This window comes from Azospirillum lipoferum 4B (assembly GCF_000283655.1).
Classification (GTDB): Bacteria; Pseudomonadota; Alphaproteobacteria; order Azospirillales; family Azospirillaceae; genus Azospirillum; species Azospirillum lipoferum_C.
This window is the reverse complement of the sequence record NC_016622.1, coordinates 707,415-719,568: the sequence shown is the minus strand read 5'-3', so window position 1 is coordinate 719,568 and position 12,154 is coordinate 707,415. Positions and strand designations below refer to the sequence as shown.

Annotated in this window: 12 protein-coding genes; 1 reads left to right on the top strand and 11 read right to left on the bottom strand. The window is 66.4% G+C overall.

The features are described 5' to 3' along the window. Positions 1-7: 7 nt before the first annotated feature. Positions 8-1,240, bottom strand: coding sequence for an MFS transporter (locus AZOLI_RS03290; RefSeq protein WP_014247157.1), 1,233 nt, complete (start codon positions 1,238-1,240; stop codon positions 8-10). Between the two features lie 257 nt (positions 1,241-1,497). Between AZOLI_RS03290 and AZOLI_RS03285 the strand changes: the two genes are divergently transcribed. Then, positions 1,498-2,589, top strand: coding sequence for an NAD(P)H-dependent flavin oxidoreductase (locus tag AZOLI_RS03285; RefSeq protein ID WP_014247156.1), 1,092 nt, complete (start codon positions 1,498-1,500; stop codon positions 2,587-2,589). A gap of 46 nt (positions 2,590-2,635) precedes the next feature. Here the strand turns inward: AZOLI_RS03285 and AZOLI_RS03280 are convergent, their stop codons facing one another. The 10 genes from AZOLI_RS03280 to AZOLI_RS03240 form a co-directional block, all read right to left on the bottom strand. Next, complete coding sequence (locus AZOLI_RS03280; protein WP_014247155.1) at positions 2,636-3,664, bottom strand: GGDEF domain-containing protein; 1,029 nt, start codon at positions 3,662-3,664, stop codon at positions 2,636-2,638. Positions 3,665-3,764: 100 nt separating this feature from the next. Beyond that, a complete protein-coding gene (locus AZOLI_RS03275) occupies positions 3,765-4,289 on the bottom strand; it encodes a pentapeptide repeat-containing protein (RefSeq protein WP_014247154.1) in 525 nt (174 codons plus the stop codon). A gap of 31 nt (positions 4,290-4,320) precedes the next feature. Beyond that, positions 4,321-4,827 carry a thioesterase family protein gene (locus AZOLI_RS03270; protein WP_014247153.1) on the bottom strand — a complete coding sequence of 169 codons (507 nt, stop codon included), beginning with the start codon at positions 4,825-4,827 and terminating at the stop codon, positions 4,321-4,323. Further along, positions 4,824-5,240, bottom strand: a complete 417-nt coding sequence (locus tag AZOLI_RS03265; RefSeq protein WP_044549572.1) for a HEPN domain-containing protein — start codon at positions 5,238-5,240, stop codon at positions 4,824-4,826. The genes AZOLI_RS03270 and AZOLI_RS03265 overlap by 4 nt, the downstream gene beginning before the upstream one ends. Continuing rightward, the gene (locus AZOLI_RS03260; protein WP_014247151.1) at positions 5,230-5,562 is read right to left on the bottom strand and encodes a nucleotidyltransferase domain-containing protein; all 333 of its coding nucleotides are present in this window, start codon (positions 5,560-5,562) and stop codon (positions 5,230-5,232) included. Before AZOLI_RS03260 ends, AZOLI_RS03265 begins: the two co-directional genes overlap by 11 nt. A gap of 51 nt (positions 5,563-5,613) precedes the next feature. Then, positions 5,614-9,105 carry a methionine synthase gene (gene metH / locus AZOLI_RS03255; RefSeq protein WP_014247150.1) on the bottom strand — a complete coding sequence of 1,164 codons (3,492 nt, stop codon included), beginning with the start codon at positions 9,103-9,105 and terminating at the stop codon, positions 5,614-5,616. Positions 9,106-9,152: 47 nt separating this feature from the next. Next, on the bottom strand, positions 9,153-9,536 hold the full coding sequence (locus tag AZOLI_RS32260; RefSeq protein WP_162487963.1) for a hypothetical protein: 384 nt from the start codon (positions 9,534-9,536) through the stop codon (positions 9,153-9,155). A 72-nt stretch (positions 9,537-9,608) separates the two neighbouring features. After that, the gene (locus AZOLI_RS03250; RefSeq protein ID WP_014247149.1) at positions 9,609-10,082 is read right to left on the bottom strand and encodes a DUF29 domain-containing protein; all 474 of its coding nucleotides are present in this window, start codon (positions 10,080-10,082) and stop codon (positions 9,609-9,611) included. A 75-nt stretch (positions 10,083-10,157) separates the two neighbouring features. Further along, positions 10,158-11,063: a methylenetetrahydrofolate reductase [NAD(P)H] gene (gene metF, locus AZOLI_RS03245; RefSeq protein ID WP_014247148.1), complete on the bottom strand. Its 906-nt coding sequence runs from the start codon at positions 11,061-11,063 to the stop codon at positions 10,158-10,160. Next, positions 11,060-12,061, bottom strand: coding sequence for an ArsR/SmtB family transcription factor (locus AZOLI_RS03240; RefSeq protein WP_014247147.1), 1,002 nt, complete (start codon positions 12,059-12,061; stop codon positions 11,060-11,062). Before AZOLI_RS03240 ends, metF begins: the two co-directional genes overlap by 4 nt. Positions 12,062-12,154: the final 93 nt, after the last annotated feature.

The window sequence follows — 12,154 nt, the reverse complement described above, 5'->3', positions numbered from 1 at the left end:
GCAAACGTCACATTGCCGCCTTGGCAGGGCGGTAGAACGCCGTCACCATCAGCGCCGCGGTCGCCAGCGCCAGCGGCAGGAACGAGATCCACAGGACCGTTTCCCAGCCGTAGCCGGTCAGCAATCCGCCGGAGGCGAAGGAGCCGAAGGCCATGGTGCCGAAAACGATGAAGTCGTTCAACGACTGCACCCGCGTCTTCTCCTCCGGCCGGTGGCACTCCATCACCAGCGCCGACGCGCCGAGGAAACCGAAGTTCCAGCCCACGCCCAGCAGGATCAGGCTCACCCAGAAATGGGCCTCCTCCAACCCCATCAGCCCCACGGCGGATGAGGCGGCGATCAGAGCCAGGCCGGCGGCCACCAGCCGGGTCGCCCCGAAGCGCGTGATCAGCCGGCCGGTGAAGAAGCTGGGGGCGTACATGGCGATGACATGCCATTGCAGGCCGAGGTTGGCCGATTCCTGAGACAGGCCGCACAGCCGCATCGCCAGCGGGGCCGCCGTCATGACGAAGTTCATCAGCAGGTAGGACACCACCCCGCAGATCACCGCGGTGATGAAGCGCGGCTGGCGCAGGATGAGGGAAACCGGCCGTCCACCGGCAACCTCCGCACTCGTCGGCTTCGGCAGACGGACGCCGAGCAGGACGAGCGCCGACAGAGCGGCCACGGCAGCCTGGGCAAGATAGGTCGCCGCGAACAGGTAGGGCGGCCACAGGTTCATCGTGTGGGTGACCAGCTGCGGTCCGAAGACGCCGGCCACCACGCCACCCGCCATGACGGCGGACATGGCCCGCGGCCGCCGCTCCGGCGGTGTGCAGTCGGCGGCGGCGAAGCGGAAGGAGAGCACCACCGCGGCATAGGCGCCGCCGAAGATCATCGCCGCGCAGAACAGCCAGAAGGACCCCAGCAGGATCGCAAGCCAGGACAGCAGCCCGACGAGGACGCCGCATCCGGTGCCTGCAAGGAAGGCGGCTCGCCGGCCATACAGGCGGGCGATGGTCCCGGCCGGCAAGGTGCAGACCGCCATCCCCACCACGAAGATGGAGATCGGCAGCGTCGCCAGCGCCGGGCTGGGCGCCAGCGTGTTGCCGACGATGGCGCCGGTCGCATAGACGACCACCGCGTTCGCCCCGGCAAGCGCCTGCGCGACGACCAGCCGCGCGACATTCCCGACCTCGGACCGACCGACGGAGGTGGAGACGAGTCCGCCATCGGCGGGGGTGGCTTCGGCTTGCGGCATGGAGGTCCTCGGGCGGCGCGCCGGCCTCTTGCCGACTGGGATGAATATTCCAGGAGTAACGGCCGCCCATCATGAACGGAAATGGTATTTTCGCATGCGTGGATGAGCGGGAGTGATGGATGCTCGACCGGCAGGGGCTTGCAGGCAACGGCATCCAGCCTTCACCCGAAGTGAACGCCGCCTTCAGAACAAGTCATTAGCCGTGAAGACCACCCCGGCGTAGCATCGCCATCGTTGTCGAAGCGATGGAGACGGACATGCCCTCTCATATGGAGTCCCTAAAGCGGCTCGGGCTGCGCTCACCGGTGATCCAGGCGCCGATGGCGGGCGGCGGCGATACCGCGGCGCTGGTTGCGGCGGTCAACGAGGCCGGCGGGCTGGGTTTCGTCGGGGCGGCCTATCTGTCCGACGCGCAGATTTCCGAGCGGGCGCTCGATATCCGCAACCGCACCGCCCTGCCCTTCGGCATCAACCTGTTCGCGCCGACGCCGGCCCCCGGTCCCGCGCCGATGATGTCCGACGCACTGGCCCGCGTGGCGCCTTTCCATGCGGAGCTTGGGCTGGCGGACCCTGTGGCGCCATCCCATGTCGGCGACGGGTTCGACCGGCAGTTCGCGGCGCTGCTGGACAGCGGAGCAACCTATTACAGCGTCACCTTCGGGCTGCCGCCGGCCGAGAGCGTGTCCGCAGCCAAGGCGCGCGGCATGCGGGTGCTGGGCACGGCGACAACGGTGGCGGAGGCGGTGGCGCTGGAACAGGCCGGGGTCGACGCGGTGATTGCCCAGGGCAGCGAGGCCGGCGGGCATCGCGGCAGCTTCATCGGCGATCCCTGGAAAGATCGGGGGGCCAATCTGGTCGGCACGATGGCACTGGTTCCGCAGGTGGCCGATGCGGTCGGCATTCCGGTGATCGCCTCGGGCGGCATCATGGACGGGCGGGGCATCGCCGCGGCGCTGGCGCTGGGGGCCACCGCGGTGCAGATGGGCACCGTCTTCCTGACCAGCGACGAGGCCGGCATCCCGGAGGCGCACAAGGCCGCCATCCTGTCGGCGCGCGAGGACCAGACCCGCATCACCCGCGCCTTTTCCGGCCGGCCGGCGCGCGGCATCGTCAATCGCTTTATGGAAACGGTGGAGGACCCGGCGGCACCCGACGCGGTTCTGCCATTCCCCTTGCAGAACACGCTGACCCGGCCGCTGCGCACTGCCGCCGGCAAGGCCGGGCGGGCGGAATTCCTGTCCTTGTGGGCCGGCCAGGGGCTGCGGCTTGCGCAACGCCGGCCGGCGGCGGAGCTGGTGGCGGAACTGCTGCGCCGGACCGAAGCGGTGAGACGGCAGCTGGGGGGCTGAATCCGAGGGGGACGCTGGACTCAGGCGGTTGGTTCAGGCGGTTGGTTCAGGCGGTTTCTGCCATCACCCGGTTGCGGCCGCCGCGCTTGGCGGCATAGAGGGCCTGATCGGCGCGCCGGACCAGCGCCATCGCCGGCTCACCGGCACGGAATTCGGCGACGCCGACCGACAGGGCGACGGTGCCGTAATTGGCGTTGCGCGCCTTGTTCACGATCTGCCGGGCGCCGACGAAGCTGCGCACCTGCTCGGCCAGCTTGGTGGCGTTCGCCAGGCTGGTGCGCGGCAGGATGATCGCGAACTCCTCCCCGCCATAGCGGACGGCGGTGTCGCGGCCCTTGATGCATTCGGTCAGCATGCGGGCGACCAGCTTCAGCACATGGTCGCCGACCAGATGGCCGTGGGTGTCGTTGAAGGCCTTGAAATGATCGATGTCGACCATCAGCAGGCACAGCGGCTGCTCGTCGCGCACCGATGCCTCCATCGCCTCCTGCAGCATCAGGTCGAAGGCCTTGCGGTTGCCGATGCCGGTCAGCCCGTCGGTCAGCGCCTCGCGCCGCGCGCTGTCCAGGCTGACCCGCATCTCCGCCAATTGCTGGCTCGATTCCTGAAGCTGGAACTGAAGGGCGGTCTGACGATCGACGATCTCCTTGGTCTCCGCCGCGATGGCCGCGACCATCGCCCGCAGTTCCGGCAGGCTGAGCGGCTGGTCCAGCTCATCCCGGAAGCCGGTCAGGGCATTGCCGTAGCGCTCCGTCTCCGACCCGACATTGCCCAGCTGCTCCAGGATGCGGCCCAGGGCGTAGCGCGCCTTGTCGGAGGTTTCGCGGATCGCCTGCGCTTCGGCATCGAGCGTGAAGAAGCGCTTGTACAGCTCGTCGCACAGAGTCTGCGACGTGGTCAGCCCGTCGCGGCGCGCCAGATCGATGGCGCGGGTCAGGTCCGGGTTGCGGCCGCTGAAATAGACGAACCAAAGCGTGAAGTTTTCCGGGGTGGGCGGCAGTCGTTCGGACAGCATCCGATCCATGGCCTGCGCGGCGAGGCCGCTGGAACGCTCGAAATCCTCCGTGATCGCCACGACCGTCGTCCGTCAAAAATCATTCGGTTTCGAACGGTACGCGGCTCAAGCCCTTACGGCAAGAAGGTTTTTGGCGATGCGGCGAGTTGTTACAATCGTTCTAGTTGCATTGCCCGATCGAGCTTTCCGCACAGATGTGTGTGCCGTCGGTCCAGCGGGCACCCGACAGGTCGGCGTTGCTCAGATCGGTGCCGGACAGCCTGGCCCCGGTCAGATCGGCCCGCACCAGCACCGCACCCACCATCTTGGCATTGCGCAGGTCGGCATCGCGGAAACTGGCGCCGGTCAGGTTGGCGCGGGTGAAATCGGCTTCGATCAGCCGGGCCCCGTCGAAGATCGCCCCCAGCGCCGTGCTGCTGATGAACCGGGCGCGATAGCCGTCGGCACCGGTCAGCTTGGCCTGCCCCAGATTGGCCCGCTGAAAGGTCGCATCGCGCAGCATCGCACCGCTGAGGTCGACCCCGGTCAGAGTCTGTTCCTCCATCGAACAGCGCCGCCAATTGACTTTCGGCTGCGCCGCCTCGGTACAGGCGGCCAGCGCCGGTCCGGCGAAAAGGACGGTGACGACCGCAGCCGCGGCCAGAAGAGGGGCGGAGCGGAGCCGAGCGACAAATGCAGTCTTCATTCCTCGATAGATGGGGGCATCGCCCGCGAACTCAACCTGGGCTCCTGTCGGATTTGACAGGATCCAGCGGCGCCACCCCCCGTCCGGCCTGGGGCGGCCGGGGACCGGCCGCATGGGCCGCCGCCTGTTGGGTGAGAGCCGCCGCAACCTCCGGCGGGAAAGGAGAGGTCTTGCGGGTGGCGAGATCGACATGCAGCAGCATGAACTCCGCGGTCGCCGCGAGCCACCCTTCTTCCGCATGCCGCATCTCGTGGAACAGGTGCAACCGCTTGGCGTCCGCGCCCAGAACCAGCGAATCGAAGCGGAGCGGCGCCCCTTCCGTCACCTCGCGGGCATAGGTCAGGTGGGCGTCGACGACGAAGACCGACCGATTCTCCGCCGCGACATAGGCCTTGCCGATCCCGAACCGGTCGAGCACGGCGTCCGTCGCATGATCGAAGGCCAGCAGGTAATAGGCCACGTTCATGTGCCCGTTGTAGTCGATCCACTCCGGACGGACGGACTCGCGGTGGAGGTCGAGGGGGGTGGCGGGGGTCATGATTGGGGTCCGGTACCGGCTGAAATGATAAGAGAAACGCTATGCAAGGTCGTTTCTATCTCGTCCAACCAACCAAGCACTTCCTCCATGGTCGGTTCATCGGAGACGTCGCCCGCCTCGCCTGGATATCGGTACAAGGTGGCAAAAGCGGTGAAGCGCCCGAGGGGCGACAAGCGTTCCCGTATCGGCAGGTCGCGCGGAATGCGCATGACGAGCGAGTCAATGTCATGGGAACGGGGTACGTCGATCTCCAACCAGACCAGCGCCGCCTTCACCAGCTTTTCCGCGGCCTGCTGACAATGATACGTGGCGGCTGTGACGATGGGATCCGGAACCGAAAGGCATGCCCGGCCGGCACGCAGGTCAACGGATGCCGTCGCCAGCCATGCTTCGGGTCCGACCCTAAGCCCCATAGACCCGCACCCCTTCATGCGTGGCCTTGTAGCTCAGCGTGCCGACCTGATCCTTGTTCGCTTCGAAGAAGGAACGCCGGCACGGCACGATGTCCGCCGGGATGCCGGTGCCGGCCTTGGCCGCATGGGCGAACACCGCGGATCGACGCTGCTTCGGCGCATCGTCCGGGACGATCACCAGCAGGTCGTAATCGCTGTCCTCGTCGAAGTCGCCGCGCGCCCGGCTGCCGAACAGGTAGACGGCCTCCGGCTCCAGGGCCGGGACGATCCGGTCCAGCAGGAGTTGCAGCTTTTCGTCGTTCCGTGCGTCGACCACAGACATGGGACTCCTCCGCCGCCCATTCTAACACGGAACGGACGGCGGAGGATCAAATCACACCGAGAAGTACTTGGCCCGCGGGTGGTGCAGGACGATGGCCGAGGTGCTCTGCTCCGGATGCAGCTGGTCCTCGTCCGACATCTCGATGCCGATGCGGCCGGCGTCCAGCAGCTTCAGCAGCTGTTCCTGGTCCTTCAGGTTCGGGCAGGCCGGATAGCCGAAGCTGTAGCGGCTGCCGCGGTAGGACTGCTGCAACAGCTTCTCCTTGTCGCGGCTGTCCTCGGCGCCGTAACCCAGCTCGGCCCGGATGCGGGCATGGACATACTCCGCCATCGCCTCGGTCATCTCCACCGACAGGCCGTGCAGGTAGAGATAGTCCTGGTAACGGTTCTCCGCGAACCACTCGCGCGCCACCTCGGCACAGTGCTGCCCCATGGTGACGACCTGGAGGCCGAGCACGTCACGCTCCGGGTCGGTCACGTCGCGCAGGAAGTCGGCGATGCACTCGCCATCCTCCTTGCCCTGGCGGGGCATGGTGAAGCGGGCGGCCTCGGTGGTGCCGTCCTCTTCGAACAGGATCACGTCGTTGCCGTCGGCCGCCGCCTTCCAATAGCCGTAGACGGCGGTCGGGCGCAGGATTTCCTCCTTCGCCGCGATCTGGAGGATGCGGTCGAGCACCGGCCGCAGCTCCTTCTTCGCCCACTCCTTGAACTCCTCGAAGGACTTGCCGTCCTTCCGGTAGCCCCATTGCAGCTGGTAGAGCATCCGCTCGTTCAGGTAGGTGACCAGCGTCTTCAGCGGCACATGATCGATCAGCTTCGGCCCCCAGAAGGGCGGGGTCGGCACCGGCACGCCCTCGGCCAGCCGGTGGCGGCGGGCGCGGACGGCGTCCTTGTCGACCGGGCCGGTGGCGGCGCTGGTGGCCTGCCCCAGCACACGGCGGCGGTTGGTCGCCTTGCCGGCGCGCTTGGCCTGCTGGATGGCGAGCTGCTGGTCGAAGCTGCCCTCCACCACCTTGTCCATCAGGGTCAGCCCATCGAAGGCATCGCCGGCATAGGCCACGCGGCCGGAGCCGTAGGACGCCACGCAGTCGCCCTCGACATAGGCGCGGGTCAGCGCGGCGCCGCCGAGCAGGACCGGCACCTCCAACCCCTCGCGGGTCATCTCCTCCAGGTTCTCGCGCATCACCACGGTGGACTTCACCAGCAGGCCGGACATGCCGACGGCGTCGGCCTTGTGCTCCTTGGCGGCCTGGATGATGGCGGTCACCGGCTGCTTGATGCCGAGATTGATGACCTTGTAGCCGTTGTTGGTCAGGATGATGTCGACGAGGTTCTTGCCGATGTCGTGGACGTCGCCCTTCACGGTGGCGAGGACCAGCGTGCCCTTCTGCTGCCCCTCGATCTTCTCCATATGCGGCTCCAGCCACGCCACGGCGGCCTTCATCGTCTCCGCCGACTGCAGCACGAAGGGAAGCTGCATCTTGCCGGCGCCGAACAGCTCGCCCACCACCTTCATGCCGTCGAGCAGATAGGTGTTGATGATCTCCAGCGGCGGGTGGGTCTTCATCGCCTCGGCGAGGTCGTCCTCCAGGCCGGTGCGGTCGCCGTCGACGATGCGCTCCTTCAGCCGGTCTTCCACATTTTCGGCGCGGGCCTTCTTCTTGGCGTCGGCGGCCTTGCGGCCTTCGAACAGCGCGATGAAGGCCTGGAGCGGGTCGTAACCCTCCGCGCGGCGGTCGAAGATCAGATCCTCGGCGGTCTTGACCTCCTTCTCGGGGATCTGGTGCAGCGGCAGGATCTTGGAGACATGGACGATGGCGCCCGTCATCCCCTTCTTCACCGCATGGTCGAGGAAGACCGAGTTCAGCACATGGCGCGCCGCGGCGTTCAGGCCGAAGGAGACGTTGGACAGGCCCAGGATGATCTGGCAGCCGGGCATCTCGCGGGCGATGGCCTCGATGCCCTCCAGCGTCCAGATGGCGAGCTTGCGGTCGTCCTCGTTGCCGGTGGCGATGGTGAAGGTCAGCGGATCGAACAGCAGGTCGGACGGGGCAAGGCCGTACTCGTTCACCGCCAGATCGTAGAGCCGCTTGGCGATGGCAAGCTTGCGGTCGGGCGTCTTCGCCATGCCCTCTTCATCGATGGTCAGCGCGATGACGGCGGCGCCGAACTTCTTGGCCAACTCAAGACGCTTGCGCGCCGGCTCCTCGCCATCCTCGAAGTTGATGGAGTTGAGGATCGCCTTGCCGCCATAGAGCGCCAGCGCCTGTTCCAGCACCTTGTACTCGGTGGAATCGATCACCAGCGGGGCAGTGACGGAGCCGGCGAAGCGGGAGATGACGGCGTTCATCTCCGCCACCTCGTCACGGCCGACGAAGGCGGTGCAGACGTCCAGCGAGTGGCTGCCTTCCTTCACCTGCTCGCGCGCCATCTCGACGCAGCCGTCCCAGTCGTTCTTCTCCTGCAACTCGCGCCACTTCTTGGAGCCATTGGCGTTGCAGCGCTCGCCGATGGCGAAGAAGGCGTTCTCCTGGCGCAGCGTGACCTGGGAGTAGAGCGAGGCCACCGCCGGCACCCAATGGACGGTGCGTCCCTTCGGCGCCGGGCGGTGCGAGCCGGCGGGCGCCAGCTTGCGCAGCATCTGGTTCGCCGCGGCGATGTGGGGCACGTTGGTGCCGCAGCAGCCGCCGACGAGGTTGACCCCGTCCTCCGACACGAAACGCTCCAGCCAATGGGCGAAGTCATTGGCAAGCAAGGGGTAGTGCGTCTTGCCGTCCACCAGTTCCGGCAGGCCGGCATTGGGCTGGACCGAGATCAGGCCCGGCCAGTTCTGCGACAGCCAGCGCACATGCTCGCTCATCTCCAGCGGGCCGGTGGCGCAGTTCAGGCCCATCAGCGGCACGTCCAGCGCCTGGATGACGGTGGCGGCGGCGGCAATGTCGGTGCCGACCAGCAGCGTGCCGGTGGTCTCAACGGTGACCTGGACGAAGACGGGGGTGTCGCTGTTGGCCTCGGCCCGCGCGCGCTTGATGCCGTTGACGGCGGCCTTGATCTGCAGCGGGTCCTGGCAGGTCTCCACCAGGATGGCGTCGGCCCCGCCGGCGATCAGGCCCGCGGCCTGGACATAGAAGCTGTCCTCCGCCGGCTGATAGGCGATGTGGCCCAGGCTGGGCAGCTTGGTTCCCGGCCCGATGGAGCCGATGACGAAGCGCGGCTGGCCGTCCCTGAAGCTTTCGGCCGCCTCGCGCGCCAGTTCGACGGCGCGCTGGTTGATCTCGAAGGCCTTTTCGGAGATGCCGAACTCGCCCAGCGTCACCGGCGAGGCGCCGAAGGTGTCGGTCTCCACCATATCGGCGCCGGCTTCGAAATAGCCGCGGTGGATGTCGCGGACGATGTCGGGGCGCGACAGGGGCAGGATGTCGGTGCAGTTCTCGTGCCCCCAGTAATCCTTCTCGACGTCGAGGTCGAGCGCCTGGATGCGGCTGCCGAACCCGCCGTCGCAAAGCAGAACACGGTCACGCAGGGTGTCGAGGATGTGGGGCATGAGTTCTCTTTCAATGCTCTATATTACCAAACAAACCTATGATGGACTTATCTTTCAACCAAAATCCTCTCGATATTTATTCTGAAAAAATCCCTCTTTCTATGATCTTGCAATTTCACCCCTCCCCTAACTTTCCTGAATGGAATTTCCTGCTTGCAGAAGGCGCGCCTCACCTTAACCACTCCCCCTCTCTTATAAAAACATCCGTCTTCATACATAGATAACGCCAGCAGAAGCCCCTTCTTCACACCATAATATGTTGACTTTCTATCAACCTCCAAAACAAGCCTGAGAAGAAGCTCGTAGACCGCCTCTCGTTTTTCCGAAGGAACACCGTTTGGTATATCTTCATTCTTCACAAATCCACGCTCAACCAACTCATTAATAGTTTTCAAGATCGCCTTTGAGGCTCCAGCAGCATGATCACTCATCGCAACCCTCATATCTTTATGAAGAACAAACAAAGGTGGTTTTGAATATTACTAGGCACCACGCTAAATACCTTAGCCCTCCAGCCCATGCCGGTTCACCGGCCACCAGTCCGGATCGCGCAGATCCTCCAGAGCATAGGGGCAGTCCTTCGGCAGCGCGTCGATGGCGATGCTGTCGTCCTGGCAGGCGTCGTCGCGGCCGTCCAGCCACGCCTTTCCCAGGATCTCGGCCGGCCAGCGCTGCAGGCTCGGATGCTCCTCCAGCTTGTCCTCCAAATGGCGGCGGGCCTTGGTCACGGAGATCCGCCATTTCCGGCGCGGATAGGGATCGGGCGAGTATTCCAGCTTCAGAAGATGCTCGATCACCGTGGCCAGATGGCTGCGGATCGCGTCCTTGACCTGCCCGCCCATGATGTCGAGTTCCTCGGCGATGTGCTCCCAGTCGATGGGCGAGTTGGAGCGCTCGGTTGCCGCTTCACGCAGCAACCGCGCCTGTTCCTGGGTCCAGGCGTAGAAGTCGGTGTCGTACCCGATCCGGCTGTCCATGGCATTGCCCTCCCGCGCCCCGTTCAGCTGCCCAGTTCCGCCGCCTCAGCTTAACACAGGGCGGCGTCCGGCGCCCTACCCCGCCACCGGCGCGACCGCAGCAGCGGCCTTCGCCTTCACGCCAAGCATGCGGCAGATGGCGATGGTCAGGTCCGACCGGTTCAGGGTGTAGAAGTGGAAATCGTGCACCCCCCGCGCCTGCAGCTCCTGGCACTGTTCGGCGGCCACGGTCGCGGCGACCAGTTGGCGGGTCTCGGGGTCGTCGTCCAGGCCCTCGAAGGTCTCGGCCAGCTTCGCCGGCATCGAGGCGCCGCATTTGCCGGCGAACTCCACCGCGCGGGCGAAGTTGGTGATCGGCAGGATGCCGGGAACGATCGGCACATGGATGCCGGCCGCGGCGCAGCGGTCGAGGAAGCGGAAATACACGTCGTTGTCGAAGAAGAACTGGGTGATGGCGCGGGTGGCGCCGGCATCGACCTTGCGCTTCAGGTTGTCCAGGTCGAACTGGGCGCTCGGCGCTTCCGGATGGGCTTCCGGATAGGCCGCGACCGAGATCTCGAAGTCGGCGATGCGCTTCATTCCCGCCACCAGATCGGCGGCATAGGCATAGCCGCCGGGATACGGCTCATAGCGGCCACCGACGCCGCCGGCGGTCTCCGGCGGGTCGCCACGCAGGGCCACGAGATGGCGGATGCCGGCGTCCCAATAGGTGCGGGCAATCGCGTCGATCTCGTCGCGGGTGGCACCGACGCAGGTGAAGTGGGCGGCTGCCGGGATGCCGGTCTCCGCCTGGATGCGGCAGACGGTGGCGTGGGTGCGCTCGCGCGTCGATCCGCCGGCGCCGTAGGTCACCGACACGAAATCGGGCGAAAGCGGGGCCAGCCGCCGGATCGACTGCCACAGGCTCTGTTCCATCTTCTCCGACTTGGGCGGGAAGAACTCGAAGCTGATGGAGGGCTGCGCAGAGGTGGGCGCGGTCATGACGGGACTCCGCTGAGCGAGTGGGCGGGCTTCGGGGATTGGTTTTGCGGGGAAGGAATTTGAACGCCGGCCGCAAAGCGGGTGGCCGGCCAGATGGAAACGGTAAGCGGATCACCCGGCAGATGCACCACCGGGCCGCAATCCAGGCCGGACTGGCGGCACCAGCCGGCGACCTCGGCGTCCGCGAAGCCCAGGCGGCGGTGCGCATGCTCCTCGCGCAGGGCTTCCAGATGATGGGGGGCGAAATCGACGACCAGCAACAGCCCGCCGGGGCGCAGCACCCGCGCCGCCTCCGCCAGCACGCCGGCCGGCGATTCGGTATAGTGCAGCACCTGATGGATCACCGCGGCGTCGAAGGAGCCGGAGGGAAACGGCAGCTGGTACATGTCCGCCTGCCGGACATGGCAGTGGCGCAACCCCGCCTCCTCCAGCCGGTTGCGGGCGACGGCCAGCATCTCGCGCGACTGGTCTACCCCGATCGCACGGTGGACGCGCCCGGCCAGCACCTCCAGCATCCGTCCGGTGCCGGTGCCGATGTCCAGCAGTTCCTCCACCCCTTCTTCCGGGACCAGGCGCAGCAGAGCGGCCTCGACCTCGCCTTCCGCAACGTGAAGGGAGCGGATCTCGTGCCAGCGCGCGGCATTCTCACGGAAATAGGCGGCGGCGGTTTCCGACCGCGCGCGCTTGATCGCCTCCAGCCGCTCCAGATCCAGCGTCAGGGTCGGATCCTCGTCGGGGATGGCGTCGACCAGCACGCGCGCCAGCTCGGCAGACTTTCCCTTCTCCGCAAGGCGGTAGAAGGCGAAGGTCCCTTCGCGGAAGCGGTCGAGCAGCCCGGCATCGCACAGAAGCTTCAGGTGGCGCGAGACGCGCGGCTGGCTCTGGCCCAGGATCTGGGTCAGTTCGGTCACCGTCAACTCGCCATGCGCGCAAAGCGCCAGCAACCTCAACCGCGTGGTTTCGGCCGCCGCCTTCAGCGTCGCCAGCAGATCGTCCATCGCCTCACGTCCGATTCGGGCCAGAGCGGGGTGCGGCCGGCCGGCGCACCATGCCCGGACAGCCCGAATACAGATATAAAGATATCTTTATGC